The sequence below is a fragment of the Hyunsoonleella jejuensis genome, from assembly GCF_900111025.1.
In the GTDB taxonomy this organism is placed as follows: domain Bacteria; phylum Bacteroidota; class Bacteroidia; order Flavobacteriales; family Flavobacteriaceae; genus Jejuia; species Jejuia jejuensis.
Genome location: NZ_FOFN01000002.1, coordinates 733,749 through 748,923 on the forward strand (window position 1 = coordinate 733,749; position 15,175 = coordinate 748,923).

The 15,175-nt window shown below is 36.0% G+C and carries 14 protein-coding genes and 1 rRNA gene; 8 read left to right on the forward strand and 7 right to left on the reverse strand.

The features are described from left to right. Nucleotides 1-74: 74 nt before the first annotated feature. On the reverse strand, nucleotides 75-650 hold the full coding sequence (locus tag BMY39_RS09970; RefSeq protein WP_092579101.1) for a pseudouridine synthase: 576 nt from the start codon (nucleotides 648-650) through the stop codon (nucleotides 75-77). Continuing rightward, a complete protein-coding gene (locus BMY39_RS09975) occupies nucleotides 640-2,940 on the reverse strand; it encodes a type IA DNA topoisomerase (RefSeq protein ID WP_092579103.1) in 2,301 nt (766 codons plus the stop codon). The genes BMY39_RS09970 and BMY39_RS09975 overlap by 11 nt, the downstream gene beginning before the upstream one ends. Before the next feature lie 262 nt (nucleotides 2,941-3,202). Here BMY39_RS09975 and rplS point away from each other — a divergent pair, with 262 nt between their 5' ends. The 3 genes from rplS to BMY39_RS09990 all read left to right on the forward strand — a co-directional run bounded on the left by rplS (nucleotide 3,203) and on the right by BMY39_RS09990 (nucleotide 4,748). Beyond that, nucleotides 3,203-3,553: a 50S ribosomal protein L19 gene (rplS, locus tag BMY39_RS09980; RefSeq protein WP_092579238.1), complete on the forward strand. Its 351-nt coding sequence runs from the start codon at nucleotides 3,203-3,205 to the stop codon at nucleotides 3,551-3,553. 153 nt (nucleotides 3,554-3,706) lie between these two features. Next, nucleotides 3,707-4,528, forward strand: coding sequence for an N-acetylmuramic acid 6-phosphate etherase (murQ, locus tag BMY39_RS09985; RefSeq protein WP_092579105.1), 822 nt, complete (start codon nucleotides 3,707-3,709; stop codon nucleotides 4,526-4,528). After that, entirely contained in the window at nucleotides 4,512-4,748 is a 237-nt protein-coding gene (locus BMY39_RS09990; RefSeq protein WP_092579107.1) for a DUF6095 family protein, read from the forward strand. Before murQ ends, BMY39_RS09990 begins: the two co-directional genes overlap by 17 nt. Before the next feature lie 82 nt (nucleotides 4,749-4,830). Here the strand turns inward: BMY39_RS09990 and BMY39_RS09995 are convergent, their stop codons facing one another. The 3 genes from BMY39_RS09995 to BMY39_RS10005 form a co-directional block, all read right to left on the reverse strand. Continuing rightward, nucleotides 4,831-5,331 carry a DinB family protein gene (locus BMY39_RS09995; RefSeq protein WP_092579110.1) on the reverse strand — a complete coding sequence of 167 codons (501 nt, stop codon included), beginning with the start codon at nucleotides 5,329-5,331 and terminating at the stop codon, nucleotides 4,831-4,833. Between the two features lie 103 nt (nucleotides 5,332-5,434). After that, nucleotides 5,435-6,409, reverse strand: coding sequence for a carboxylesterase family protein (locus BMY39_RS10000; RefSeq protein ID WP_177176582.1), 975 nt, complete (start codon nucleotides 6,407-6,409; stop codon nucleotides 5,435-5,437). A gap of 59 nt (nucleotides 6,410-6,468) precedes the next feature. Continuing rightward, nucleotides 6,469-8,907 (reverse strand): helix-turn-helix domain-containing protein, encoded by a 2,439-nt coding sequence (locus tag BMY39_RS10005; protein WP_092579114.1) that lies wholly within the window; start codon nucleotides 8,905-8,907, stop codon nucleotides 6,469-6,471. A gap of 313 nt (nucleotides 8,908-9,220) precedes the next feature. Between BMY39_RS10005 and BMY39_RS10010 the strand changes: the two genes are divergently transcribed. From BMY39_RS10010 to BMY39_RS10020, 3 genes are all read left to right on the forward strand, one after another. After that, complete coding sequence (locus BMY39_RS10010) at nucleotides 9,221-10,114, forward strand: SRA domain-containing endonuclease (RefSeq protein ID WP_092579116.1); 894 nt, start codon at nucleotides 9,221-9,223, stop codon at nucleotides 10,112-10,114. After that, entirely contained in the window at nucleotides 10,101-10,481 is a 381-nt protein-coding gene (locus tag BMY39_RS10015; protein ID WP_092579118.1) for a (deoxy)nucleoside triphosphate pyrophosphohydrolase, read from the forward strand. Before BMY39_RS10010 ends, BMY39_RS10015 begins: the two co-directional genes overlap by 14 nt. Before the next feature lie 218 nt (nucleotides 10,482-10,699). Beyond that, nucleotides 10,700-11,791: a Fic family protein gene (locus tag BMY39_RS10020; RefSeq protein WP_092579120.1), complete on the forward strand. Its 1,092-nt coding sequence runs from the start codon at nucleotides 10,700-10,702 to the stop codon at nucleotides 11,789-11,791. Nucleotides 11,792-12,028: 237 nt separating this feature from the next. Here BMY39_RS10020 and BMY39_RS10025 read toward each other — a convergent pair whose 3' ends face one another. Beyond that, nucleotides 12,029-13,366 (reverse strand): exonuclease domain-containing protein, encoded by a 1,338-nt coding sequence (locus tag BMY39_RS10025; protein WP_092579123.1) that lies wholly within the window; start codon nucleotides 13,364-13,366, stop codon nucleotides 12,029-12,031. A gap of 191 nt (nucleotides 13,367-13,557) precedes the next feature. Here BMY39_RS10025 and BMY39_RS10030 point away from each other — a divergent pair, with 191 nt between their 5' ends. Then, complete coding sequence (locus BMY39_RS10030; RefSeq protein WP_092579125.1) at nucleotides 13,558-14,067, forward strand: hypothetical protein; 510 nt, start codon at nucleotides 13,558-13,560, stop codon at nucleotides 14,065-14,067. Next, a complete protein-coding gene (locus BMY39_RS10035; RefSeq protein ID WP_245738236.1) occupies nucleotides 14,064-14,591 on the forward strand; it encodes a hypothetical protein in 528 nt (175 codons plus the stop codon). Before BMY39_RS10030 ends, BMY39_RS10035 begins: the two co-directional genes overlap by 4 nt. A 492-nt stretch (nucleotides 14,592-15,083) precedes the next feature. Here BMY39_RS10035 and rrf read toward each other — a convergent pair. Beyond that, nucleotides 15,084-15,175: ribosomal RNA gene (gene rrf / locus BMY39_RS10040) — 5S ribosomal RNA — on the reverse strand; the annotation flags it as partial.

The following is a 15,175-nucleotide window of genomic DNA, read 5'->3' on the forward strand; positions in this document are numbered from 1 at the left end:
TTATTCAGAAAGGCAATTCGCTAAAAGCTGAACACTCGTGTCACCAGCTTGCTTATGGTTTTTTAGATACATAATTACACATCAAACATTTCAACCTCTAGAACACTACCCGGAGTCATTGCTTTCAATTGAATAGCGCCTACCCGAACCCTAACCAATCGTAATGTAGGAAAACCAACAGCTGAAGTCATTTTACGCACTTGCCTAAACTTACCTTCATTTAATGTAATAGACAACCAAGATACTGGCCCGTGGCGTGCATCCCTTATTTTTTTTGAACGTTTTGGTAAATCAGGTTGAATATTTAACTTAACCACTTTACAAGGTTTGGTCTTGTATTTCTTACCTTCAAAACCAATTTCCACACCGTTTTTAAGTTTATTTATGGCTTCTTCAGTTATAGCGCCATCTACCAACGCGTAGTATTCCTTATCTACTTTTTGACTATTAATAAAATCGCTCATCTTGCCATCGGTAGTAAGCAATAATAAACCCTCACTCTTTTCATCAAGCCTGCCAATAGCCATCATACCCTCAGGAAAATCATGAAGCGTTCCCAAAAACCGTTTGGATTGTTGCTTAGAGTCATTGCTTGTAAACTGACTTAAATAGCCGTAGGGTTTATAGATGATAAAATGACTATGCTTCACTCCAAGATGTTTTCAAAATTTCAGAAACTAAAGCCCTTGTTGGTTGTTGTCCGTTTATTTTTGCTTTTACTACGTCAAATGACACCTTAAAATCACAACCAGATTTATAATTTGAACACCCATAAGCTGTATTACCTTTAACAACTTTACCCGTATTACATTTTGGACATAATAGAATATCGGATTTTGAATTTTCAATAGAGATCTTAGGCTCTAATTTAAGTTGAAAATTATCATCAAAACGCAACAACCCTTCAGTGGTTTGCGAACCTTCTTTAAACCCTTTTAGATTAACTGTAGCGCCTTTTTGAAGTAATCGCATAAACTGCTTTTCGGAAATCTTTTTGCCCATAAACTTAAAAGGCAATACAAAATCGCAGCCTGACTTATAAGCACTACATCCATAAGCCGATTTCCCTTTGATAATTAGTCCGTTTTTACATTTCGGACATTGTGCTGCAGTGATTCCGGCAGCAGCTTTAGACCTTACTTTCGATGCTTTTTTCTGTACCGTAGCTGCGTGTGAAATGTTAGCGCGCTTGGTCTCACTTCGCACTTCATAAACTAACGCATCTACCATACGCTTCATATTCTTTATAAATGCCGCAGCACTATACTCACCCTTTTCAATATCTTTTAATTGTTTTTCCCACTTTCCAGTAAGTTCTGCAGATTTCAATAAATCGTTTTGAATGGTATCAATTAACTGTATACCTGTTTCTGTTGGCAGTACTTGCTTTTTATTACGCCTTATATATTTTCGTTTAAAAAGCGTTTCAATAATATTGGCGCGCGTTGACGGCCTACCAATGCCGTTTTCTTTCATTAAGTCCCGCAACTCATCATCATCAACCTGTTTTCCTGCAGTTTCCATAGCACGCAGCAAGGAAGCTTCCGTAAACTGATTTGGTGGTTTGGTCTGTTTTTCTAAAAAAGAGGGTTCATGCGGCCCCTTTTCGCCTTTTTCAAACGTTGGCAAAATACCCGATTCCTTTTCTTTTTTATTTGGGTTTTCAAAAACTACACGCCAGCCTTTTTCTAATATTTCCTTACCTGTAGTTTTAAAAACCACTTTCGCAGCGCTCCCCAACACCGTGGTATTTGCCACAATACAATCATCATAAAACACTGCAATAAATCGTTTTACAATAATATCATACACTTGTTGCTGATTGTATTGTAAAGTGGTTTGCATGCCCGTTGGAATAATAGCATGATGGTCGGTAACTTTTTTATCGTTAAAAACCTTAGAAGATTTCTTTATTTTTTTTGCTAAAAGCGGCTGCGTTAAATTTGAATAATTGGTTAACTTTTTAAGAATACCCGGTACTTTCGGATAAATATCAGTTGGTAAAAACGTGGTATCCACCCTTGGATAAGTCACCACTTTTCGTTCATATAATGCCTGAACAATTTTTAGTGTTTCGTCTGCTGAAAATCCAAATTTGGTATTACAATATACCTGCAAGCCTGTTAAATCGAATAGTTTCGGTGCATATTCTTTTCCTTTCTTTTTGGTGATGGATTTAATTTCAAAATCACTCGCTTTAACCTTATGCGCCAAAGCCTCACCGTCCTCTTTTTTCAAAAACCGACCTTCTTCATAACTAAATAAGGTATCACGATATAAGGTTTGCAGTTCCCAATACGGTTGCGGTTTAAAGTTTTCAATTTCTTTAAAGCGGTTTACTACCATGGCCAATGTGGGCGTTTGCACACGGCCCACAGACAACACTTGTTTGTAGCCACCATGTTTTACGGTATATAATCGTGTAGCGTTAATACCTAATAACCAATCGCCAATGGCTCTGGAAAAACCCGCATAATACAAATTATCGTAATCTGAAGCTGGTTTTAAATTGTTGAAACCTTCTTTTATAGCTTCAGTGGTTAAAGATGAAATCCAAAGGCGTTTAACCTCACCTTTATAATTGGCTTCATTCATCACCCAACGCTGAATAAGCTCCCCCTCCTGCCCTGCATCACCGCAGTTAATAATCACCTCGGCGTCTTGGAACAAACTTTTTACAATATTGAACTGTTTTTTTATACCAGAATTCGAAGACACTTTGGTTTCAAACTTTTCTGGAAGCATTGGCAAATTATTCAAATCCCAACTTTTCCAATACGCTTTATAATCCGCAGGTTCTTTAAGTGTGCATAAATGCCCAAAAGTGTAGGTTACCGCATAGCCATTACCTTCAAAATAACCATCACGCTTTGTGTTTGCTCCCAAAACGGCAGCAATTTCACGTGCAACACTAGGTTTTTCGGCTATACATACTTTCATTTTACACCTTCTATTAAAGGCGCAAAATAGAAATTTAAGCAACTATTTAAAAAGGGAATTGTTAGGAGTTATTAACGGTTTTAGTGAAATCGAAAACTACAACAATATGTCGATGCTATCCACAGCATATAGAAGACTAAATAAAATATTATTATTAATTGTGCATTATGAATTATTGGCTATATTTGCACCCAATTTCGGGTTAACCTCTGGCGAAAATCGTGAATGTTGTTTCGAATCAACTATTTTTAATTATAAAGAAATGGAATCTTTAGTAAAATTTGTTCAAGACGAATTTGTAGCAAAAAAAGACTTGCCAAAATTTAGTGCTGGTGATACAATTACAGTGTACTACGAAATTAAAGAGGGTAACAAAACACGTACCCAGTTTTTTAGAGGTGTAGTAATTCAACGTAGAGGCTCTGGAGCTTCTGAGACGTTTACAATTAGAAAAATGTCTGGTTCAATTGGTGTTGAACGTATTTTTCCAGTAAACTTACCTGCTTTACAAAAAATTGAAGTTAACAAACGTGGTAAAGTACGTCGCGCACGTATATACTACTTTAGAGGACTTACTGGTAAGAAAGCTAGAATTAAAGAAGAAAGACGCTAATTTATACCTTAGCAAAGAAATTATAAAAGCCTTGGATATCCTTCAAGGCTTTTTTATTTAGTATTTGACAACACTAGTATTGATATCCTAAAAAATAAAGATTCAAGATATTCTTTAGAACTGAAAGTGTGGATTAATTCATATTTTTGAAACATGAGCTTTACAAGAACTACCGAGCAGGATTCTAACCACAATCATCTGGAAAAGATGCGTGTTTCTGAACTTCTCAAAAACATGAATAACGAGGATAAAACGGTACCCTTTGCTGTTGAAAAAGCCTTACCGCAAATTGAAGCCTTAGTAGAGCAAATTGTGGCGAAACTTAAGGAAGGCGGACGCTTATTTTATATGGGTGCTGGCACAAGTGGCAGACTTGGTATTCTTGATGCTTCTGAATGCCCTCCAACGTTTGGTGTATCGCACGATTTGGTGATTGGATTGATTGCTGGCGGAGATTCCGCGATTAGAAAAGCTGTTGAATTTGCTGAAGACTCCACAACACAAGGCTGGAAAGATCTACAAAAATACGATATCAATTCAAAAGATGTTGTAGTGGGTATCGCGGCATCAGGTACTACGCCTTATGTGATTTCAGCTTTGGAGAAATGTAACGAAAATAACATTACTACGGGTTGTATTACCTGTAATCATAATAGCCCATTATCGCAAGCTTCAAAATATCCTATTGAAGTGGTGGTAGGACCAGAATTTGTCACTGGTAGCTCTAGAATGAAAGCTGGCACCGCCCAAAAATTAGTATTGAATATGATTACCACGGCAACCATGATCCAATTAGGGCATGTAAAAGGCAATAAAATGGTAGATATGCAATTGAGTAATAACAAGCTTGTGGAACGAGGCACTAGAATGATAATGAAAGAACTAAATGTTTCAGAAGAAGTAGCATTAGAATTATTAAACCAACACAAAAGCGTTCGTAACGCTGTAAAACATTATAATGATGGAAGAAAATAGAACCGACAAACAAGTATTATTAAAAGGCATAAAAACGCTGGCTTTTGCGCTATTAAGTCTGTTTATGGGGCCAATATTGCTAAGTTTTGCATTTAGTAAACCTGATGATAAACTGTACATCCCGCTTCTTGTAATTGGTTGCGCTATTTCAGCAATGGCAGTAATCATGCTGTTTAAAGGCATCAGAACTATTATGGGAAGTATGTTTAAGAAGAAATAATTAAAACACTTTAGCAAAATATCAGTTCGAGTGATTTTGAGGTACGAAAAATTGTATCGAGAACCTTTAACTTTCAAAATTATCACTCCGCAGAAATCTCCTTTGGCGTAGTAGGATTGTATCCAAATTCACTATCATTAATCACGATACCCAGACTATCAAAAATATAATTGATAATCGCGTAATGGTGAATGGTATGACTATTGGCCTGCGCTAACAACGATCCATAAGTATATGGAATCTCCGTTTTACCCATTCCTAAATCATCAGTAACTAAAACAGTATCTTCCATATTGAAAGTTACGGAATTCAACTTTGCAACGATAGCAGAAAGATAATCTTGGGCACATCCACAATCACATTCTACTGCCTTATTTCTACTTCTTGCAGTCAAATCCACTTTACCATTCTCATCAACATTAAACATACAATCGTAAAAATCTAGTATATGTCTAATATGACAGCCAATACTCGAATAATAAGGCGATACCGAAGCATCACATAGCTGCGCATTGGATAAATTATTTAATAATACCTGAGATTTCTGAAGTGTTTTAAGTGTAGATTGGATGATTAAGTTCATGGACACTAAAATAAATAATTATTCTATATTATTAATCAATTAGTCTCAAAAGACGAAAATACTTTCATGTGTTTGCTAATATTTAGTTATATCAATAAAGGAATTAATTAGAACAACTAGCAGGAACCATTTCTTTTGAGTAGAAATTAGTGCAATTATCACAAAACAAACTTTTAAAGAAACAACTCGCGCGATTGACAGTAAAAACCTTTTCTGGATCGGTATTAAAAACAACATGCTTACCCGAAGCAGCCATTGTAAAATCATTGCAAATATTATTCTTTTCCAATACCTTATGTATAGCTCTAGACCCCATTTGTCCATTTGGACTCAAATCTATATTTACTGTATTATCTAATTCACCATGAAATGAAATGGTTGGTATCATTTCATCAAGTTTCATTAACCCTTCATTTACACTACCCCAGTTATTGAATATACCCCGTATTGAAAATGTCTCTGTCAAATTATTACCAGAAGAATTCAAAGCCCCCAATTCAGTTTCCAAACTAGGAAACAATGCGTTCCATTCAGCTTGACTAGCATAAACCGTATGAAATGCTGTAATAGAACCCGCACTATAACCTCCAATAAAAATCCAAGACGTATCAATCTTATAATCCTTAGCATGAGCTACCAAAAACCTTAACGCGGTATTAGCATCTTGTTGAGCGCGATAAACAGCTTTAACAACATCTCCTTGAATAGTAGGATCAAAACCCAAACGATAACTTATTGTTGCAACCACATAACCTCTTTTAGCAAAAGTTTGACATTGAGTCCATAGTGCTTGCCGCTTACCCTTTTGAAATCCTCCACCATGAATTAATAATACTAATGGCCTTTGATACATTTTATCAACAGATGTATTAGGAAAATACAAATCCATTGCTAAATCTTGGGTTGTCCCTTTTCCATTAATTGCGCTACCGTAAATCAAATTCTTTTTAGAATCTATTTCAGAACTTGAAAAAAAGTCTACACTTTCAAACCTATTATCATCCGCACATACTTGGGTAAATACAGGACTAACAGAAATAAATACACTTAGGGTAATTAATAATTTAAATACTTTCATAATTTTTAAATACATTATATTTCACTTAAAAATAGCTAAAAAATTCAATAATTATCTGGTTAACTACTCAACTCATCCACCACCAATCGTAACTCCCCATAACTATACTTGTCATCCACCTGATGTTTCAAATCCGATAAATTCTCAAAAGTCGTCTTCGGAATTAAAACCTTCAACTCCTCATAATGGTCGGCAGACATCAAATCGGTAATCTTCACCTCCCCAGTAGCCATAAAACTCGCCAAATGCCCAATAATCGTATTGGTATTCAATTCCCTAAAATCTGCAATCTCCTGCACCGATTTCCCAGATTGAAACAAGGCTAACGATTCCTTTTTAGTATCACCCTTTTGCCGTTTAGGTTTTTTGGGTGCATCAAAAATCTCAACTTCAGCAGCCGTTTCAATATCATTTTCCTCACAATACGCCTTAATCACCTTCAAAATAGCAGCGCCATACTTCTCAACACGCCTTTTCCCCATACCATTTACATTCAGCAACTCCACTTTATTAGTAGGCAACGTTTCACACATTTCATAAAGCGCCTTTTGGGTAAAAATCTGATAATGAATTAAATCCTTCTCCTCCGCAATATCATTTCTAAGCATACGTAACTTTTCAAAAAGTTCCACATTACTCGTCCCTTCAATAACAGACTTTCGTGCTTTTTTAGGCGCTTCCTTTCCAGAAAATACCGCTTTAGCTCGCAACTCCAAAAATTTACGTGCTTCAAACCCAGCTTCTAAACCTTTAAAATACAATACTTTTACGGTCAATAAATCCTCAAACCCATCCAAATGTTTGGTAATCTCGCCACCTACCGCTTGGTTATCCGTAGTAAACGCAAAGGTTTTTAAAGGTGCCAAAATCTTGGTGTCTGTCTCTGTTTTAAAATACCCAATCCCCTTTTTAAAACGCTCTTGTATCAAGGCACTGTCTTCAGGCAAACCACCAACAAGCGAAAGTTGCTTCAACTGAACATTAAACCCATTAGCAACTTTCAAAAAGTTAGTAATACACTCTTTTATAGGCACAAAGGTGGCTTCAACAGGCCCTTCCACCACCGTTCTATTTTTATAATACACATCCAAAATCCTGTTCAACGGATACAAAAAACCATAAAACTCAAAAATCTCAGCAATCAAATCCAACTGAAACTGTTTCTGTGAATCCGCTAAAACCGTTTCATCAGGCGCATTCTCCTCAGCAGCCTCATTAAAACGCGTTACATTACCATCGCTAATAATCTGGCTAGCATGTATCTTGCTCTTCAACACCAACCCCTCTAAAGATTTACATCTACTCAAAGCCACATAAGTTTGCCCATGCGCAAAAGCACCAGCCGCATCAATAATAGCCTTTTCAAAGGTTAACCCCTGGCTTTTATGTATCGTAATACTCCACGCCAAACGTAAGGGCATTTGGGTGTACGATCCTATTTTTTCCTCAGTAATCGCCTTTGTTTCAGTATCTACCGAATAGTTAATATTCTCCCACGTTTCAGGCGTCACGTTAATATTAAAATCATCCTCAGGGCAATGCACCACCACTTCATCGCGGTCCAACAAAATCACTTTCCCAATCCTACCGTTAAAATACCGTTTTGCAGGGTCGCTATCATTCTTAACAAACATCACCTGCGCACCAACTTTCAACTCCAAATCCACCGCATTCGGGTAAGCATATTCTGGGAATTTCCCATCCACTTCCGCCCTATACGTAAACGGTTTCGTTGTTAATTTCGCCAGCTCACTCCTATTGGTCGCCTCCGCTTTATTGTTATGTGTGGTTAAACTTATGTAGCCCGCATCAGGCTCTGGCGTAAAATCAGGTACAAAGCGCTTATTCAACTCATCCGCAGCCCTTTGGCTCAAGGCATTGTTGCGTATCTCATTAAGTATTTCAATAAATTTCGGGTTCTCCTGCCGGTAAATATGCTGCAACTCAATAGTAATCGCATTACAATCTCTAAACGCCTTACTACTAAAAAAGAAGCCGTTAGCATACACATGCTTCAACAAATCCCACTCTTGTTCCTTAATCACGGGGCTTAGTTGTTGCAAATCGCCAATCATCAACACCTGCACACCTCCAAACACCTTGTTGCGGTTTCTAAAACGGCGCAAGGTACGATCAATCCCATCCAACAAATCGGCGCGCACCATACTAATCTCGTCAATCACCAAGAGGTCCATACTCTTAATAATATTAATCTTCGTCTTGCTAAACTTACGGTTAAACCCCTTGCTGGCATTCAAATCCGTATCCGGTAAAATGGGGCCAAAAGGCATCTGAAAAAACGAATGTATCGTCACACCCTTCGCATTAATCGCCGCCACACCCGTAGGCGCCACCACCACCAAACGCTTTAAACTATGCATCTTCAAACGGTGCAAAAACGTGGTTTTACCAGTCCCCGCCTTACCCGTCAAAAAAATCGATCGGTGTGTGTGGTTCACAAATTGCCACGCCAATTCCAACTCCCTATTCTCTGCCATTAATACGCTAAAAATTTAAAAAATGAAGATACTAATATTGACTATTTTTTTGGGCGGGTTTTTATAAAAAAATAAAAACCGCGCTATCCGTTACTAGTTTTGGCTCGATGCGCGCCTCGCCAAAAGCTAACCACTACTATCGCTCCCGCACGTGTCTGCCGAGGTCTTTTTCCAACCAAAGTATTTCCCTATTTGCTGAAGTCATTGAAAAAGCGTAACCGCTTCTAAATATTTAAACATATTTTATAAAATAAAAAGACAAAAATTATATTTTTCAAATGTTTGCCTTATTTTTATAAGAAGGAAGACATTTATGCAAAAATTGCCATTCATACCAAACCAACTTTATAATAGAAGAAAAGATATTCATGCTATTTATGGTGGAAATTGGCAAAGTGGTATCTGTCCTTCCGCCAATTATCCATATATCTTTATTTTTTCTGGTAAATCTGGTAAACAGCATGGTTATGAGGACGGATGGGATAACCCTAACGTCTTTACCTATACAGGAGAAGGTCAATCTGGTGACATGCAATTCACTCGCGGAAATCTTGCTCTAAGAGATCATATTGATAATGGAAAACGAGTGTTCTTATTTGAAAGTGACACGAAAGGAATTGTGCGTTTTATAAGTGAAGTTGAGTGTTTCGATGTCGATTATTTTGAAACACCAGATACTTTAGGAGCCAAACGAATTGGTATCAAATTTTTCTTTAATAGAGTTGGGATTAATTTAAAATATCAACACTCTAAAATAAAAGAATTAAGTTTGGATGAGCCTTCTTTTAGAGATTATGCACTTAAACCTCCTAACGAAACTGAAAGGAAAGGTTTAGTAACTTCTAGAGTAGGTCAAGGCGCATACCGAAAAAGAATTATCCATCGTTGGGAATACAAATGTGCTGTCACTGGATTTGATAAATTAAAAGTTTTAATAGCTTCTCATATTGTCCCTTGGGCAGACTCAACTGATAATGAAAGATTAGATGTTAATAATGGATTATTATTATCACCCGCCTATGACGCCTTGTTTGATAAACATTTAATTAGTTTTGAAGGTAATGGAAAAATTATTTTATCTGATTCCATTGAATTTAAAGCTTATGAAAAAATAGGAGTTACTGGAAATGAAAAAATTAATGGCTTGAATCAATATAATTTGCCATATCTAGATAAACACCGGAATCACTTCTATGAAAGAACTTAAAGTTGTTTGCGGCATTATATATGATCTAGATAAAATTTTTATTGCACGTCGTAAAAAAGGAAAAGTGCTGTCCAACAAATGGGAATTTCCCGGAGGAAAAATTGAAGAACATGAATCTGAGTCAAATGCTTTATTAAGAGAACTAAAGGAAGAACTTGGTATGAATGTTATTATTAAGAAAAAGCTAGGTTATAATATTCATGAATACAATAATTTCACCATAAATCTTGTTGCGTATAGCTGTCGTTTTATATCAGCGACATATGAACTTACTGATCATGATAGATTTGAATGGGTGCTTCCTAATAGACTAAAAGAGTATGATTTGACTGAAGCAGATATTGCTTTTGTAAGCCTATTATTTTAAATTATCCTAAAAAGTGTGTTAATTTAAGATTCAACCAACACCTTCCTAATAATCTTCTGCACATCACTATTATCTTGTTGTCGTATTAAAAAAGAGAAATCAAGTTAGTACTTTATCTAATTTTATGTCTCACAGATGAAACAAAAACTATTTTGTGTCTCATATTTTACTATATTTGAGACATAAAATAATTTGTAACGTATACATAAGACACAACCATGAATCCGTACCAACCCCAAAAATTACCCCTTAAATCTATTGAATGGGAAAAACTAATAGACCTTTTGGGTAAAGCAAATAGATATGTAGCACGTTATGATGGTTTGTTGCAATCGGTTATTAACCCTGATGTTTTATTAGCACCTTTAAGAACTCAAGAAGCTGTACTCTCTTCTAAAATAGAAGGCACGCAAGCAACCTTAGAGGAAGTACTAGGTTTTGAAGCGAATGAAATTGGAGACGACCACTTAAAAGGCGATATATGGGAAGTATTAAACTATCGTATCGCACTGAAAGAAGGGCGTGATACCATGAAAGCGCGTCCGTTATCACTAAATACAATAAAGGAAATGCACGCCATTTTAATGCGTGGTGTAAGAGGTGATGGTAAAGACCCCGGAAATTTTAGGCGCATTCAAAATTATATTGGTTCTCCTGGTTCAGATATTGAAAACGCTAGATTTATTCCGCCAGCAGTTCCAATAATGCTAGAGGCTTTAAGTAATTGGGAAAAATATATCCACCACGATGATAAGGATGTACTGGTGCAATTGGCTGTAATACATGCGCAATTTGAAATTATTCACCCGTTTTTAGATGGTAATGGCAGAATGGGACGTATTTTAATTCCTTTGTTTTTATATCATAAGGAAATTATTCAAGAACCTGTTTTTTATTTAAGTGACTATTTAGAAAGTCACCGCTCACAATACTATGATGCTCTAAAAGAAATTACAGATACTGGAAATTGGACTAATTGGATTCGATTTTTTCTTAATGCAATTGTTGTACAGGCTGAAAAGAATATTGCAAAAACGCGTGAAATTATCAACTTATACGAAGCCGTAAAACTGGAAATAGCAAATAGTACACATTCTCAATTTTCTATCCATTGCCTAGATTCATTATTTGTACAACCCATTTTCTCTTCTAAGAATTTTGAAAAACATTCAGGAATTCCTAGATCTAGCGTAGCCAGATTATTAAATACTATGGTTGAAAATAACATCATAGAACTTGCTCAAAAGGGTTCTGGTCGCAGGCCAACTATATATGCCTTTAGAAGACTACTAAAAATTGTAAACCAATAATATGACTGATTCATCAATACTATCAAAAACATGAAACCTTGCCAACGTACTACGTGATGATGGTGTTGGCTATAGAGATTATTTAGAACAAATGTCCATCATACACCAAATAAAAGTCAGATACGGCAACAACATTTAAAAGAGTTTATTGAGTTATCTAATTGAAAACATAGAATCTAGACTGAATAGCTATAGAGAAATAATGGAAACCATAAACGGAGAATCGGAATAAAGTATTTACAACGCAACCAACACCTTCCTAATAATCTTTTGAATATCACTATTATCTTGTTGCCATATTAAAAAGGTTTCCAAATCTTCGGTAGTGTTAATCTGTTCGGTTTTATCAATAAAACCATAACCCAAATAGGTGCCTTTTTCAATCATAATAAAAGCATCTTCGTAGTCATAGCGTCCTTTTTGTTTTAAAACAACATCTTTTTTGTTGGTTTTAAGGCTGTCTATAGCTTGTAACACCCGTTGGTTATACGTATCAACAGCTTCTTGGTCTTTACAAACCCCTTTACAAGTATGTATTTTAAAATGGTTACAAGTGCCAACGTTTTCTTGTAAATGGCAATACTTTGGGCAGAGTTCAAATTGGCTACACAACTGTTCTATCTCTTGGCGGCATTCCGTTATAGAATGTAAAACTAATATCGGGTTTGGTGTGGCCTTAAGGGTGTTATACGCCAAATGTAAAATCCCTTTTCTATCGGTATAACTAAAAATAGCATGCATTTTGGGCGCACGTTTGGCCACTTGGTTATATTCTGGGTAATGTTGTTTTATGGCAGCATCTTCCATAAGTAAGGCAATCAATTCGCTACCAGAGAGTGCAAAATCTATATCAGCAGTCTCCCTACACATCGCCAAAGATTTCTTCGTTTTACTATAAAAATGACTTAAAACTCGTTTCTTAATATCTTTCGCTTTCCCCACATAAATAATTTTACCCTTTTTATTTTTAAAATAATACACACCAGGCGTATTGGGTAAATTATTAAATACTGTAGTTGGTAAATGCGAAGGCAATGTCGCTTCCTTTGACGATTTTTTTAAGAACTCTTGAAACACCGTTTCTGCGTGCTCTTGAGCCAGTAAAAGTTCAAATAAAATAACCGTAGCTTCGGCATCACCCCTTGCCCGATGACGATCTGCAATATGAATATGCAAGGCATTGCACAATTTCCCTAAACTATACGATTTATGCCCAGGAATTAATTTTCGCGCTAGACGGATGGTGCACAATTTTTTTCTGTTAAAATCAATCCCAACAGCTTTAAACTCATTCCGAATCGCATTATAATCAAAATTCACATTATGCGCTACAAAAATACAGTTATCTGTAAAGTCAAAAATATCCTGTGCAATCTCTGAAAATATTGGTGCATTAGCTACCATGCCATTATCGATACCCGTAAGTGCCGTAATATAATCTGGAATAAGCATCTGCGGATTAATCAAAGACGTAAACTCATCAATAACCTGCGTCCCATCATATTTAAAAATAGATATTTCGGTAAGCTTATTGCTTTTACCAGTAGTTTCAACATCTATAATGGTGTATATCATTGTAAAAAATAATCTGGAGTCTTTTCTCTCATTCTAGAGAATTAAAGATATTAATTATAAGGCATAACACCGACAAAAAAGGTAAATTGTTATCATGCACTAAATTGCTCATCAAAACATATTTGCAATTCGCGAATCGCAAATCAATTAACTAATTTTAGTATATTTGTACTTATACAAAGTAACTAATTATGAAAAAGCATAGCGGAATGCGCCCTCAAGACATCGCTGTTTTATTGAAAATAGCTGCTAAAGGAGAACAGAAATGGTATATGAAGGACTTGTCTTTTGAATTGGGCATTAGTGCAAGTGAAATTAGCGAAAGCATTAATAGATCTGTTATTGCTGGCCTAATAGCCAGTAATAAAAAACGTTTAATGAAGTTAGCACTACTCGATTTTCTAGAATATGGTTTGCGTTATGTATATCCGCAACGTCCTGGATCTTTAGTGAGGGGATTACCCACAGCACATGCTGCACCACCACTTAATTCCAAAATTGAAAGTAACGAACCTTATGTATGGCCATATGCCAGAGGTACCGTTCGTGGACAAGCCATAGAACCTCTATATCCTAATGTAGCAGAAGCTTGCCTAAAAGATTCTGTTTTCTACGAATTTATGGCACTTTGTGATGCTCTGCGTGTTGGTAGAGCAAGAGAAAAAAACCTAGCTATCGAAATTCTTAAACAGCGTTTATGATTAATACTCAAATTAATAGAAAAGTTATACATACCATATCCCACGGCCTTGGTGAACTTAATGACAAAGTAGTTTATGTAGGTGGTGCAGTTGTTAGTTTGTACATAGATGATAAAGCAGCCGAAGATATTCGACCCACTAAAGATATTGATATTAGTTTAGAAATAGCTTCAATAACTGAGCTCGAAAACTTGCGTGAAGATTTATCAAAAAAAGGGTTTAAGCAATCACATGAAGATGATGTGATTTGTCGATTTAGATTTGCTGACATTAAAGTAGATGTTATGGCTACAAAGGCTGTTGGTTGGGCCCCTGCAAACCCATGGTTTGAATCAGGGTTTAAATTGGCAATTCCCATAAACGTAGATGGGGCTTTAATAAAAATATTATCCTTACCATATTTTTTAGCTACAAAATTTTCAGCCTTTGATGATCGCGGAGGAAAAGACCCTCGGTTTAGTACCGACTTTGAAGATATTACCTATATTCTTAATTACACCTCCAATTTAAAGAACAAATTCTAAACGCGGATAAGGAAGTACAAGCCTATTTAAAAGATGCTTTTTTAAAAATATTAGATGACTCATTGTTGCAAGAAGCCATATTAGCACAAATATATTATGAGGAACAAGACATACGTTTTGAAAATATCATGACTCAATTAAAAGAAATCGCTTTTGCAATTTAACCAGCTTATTTATTAGAAATCTTCATTTTAAAACTAACTTTTATCTAATTCTACCCAATATAGTTACTCAAATTATAGTTAAGAGCGTAAAAAGTCGTAAAAATTACCCTCGTTCAACAGCAAATATTTCAGTATAGATAAAAAAAAATCCCGATACAAGATATGTATCGGGATTCAAAAAAGGCGGCGACCTATTCAATGACTGGCTGTGCATACGAGCGGCGCAGTATAAACAGATGCAGGAATTAATCACGCCCTAGGCGTGGCACTCCCCTATATTTTGAACAAAAAAAAGAGTCCAACTACATATGTAATCGGACTCTTCCAAAAAAGGCGGCGACCTACTCTTCCACAAGTGCAGTACCATCGGCGCTAACGGGCTTAACTTCTCTGTTCGGAATGGTAAGAGGTGAGCCCCGT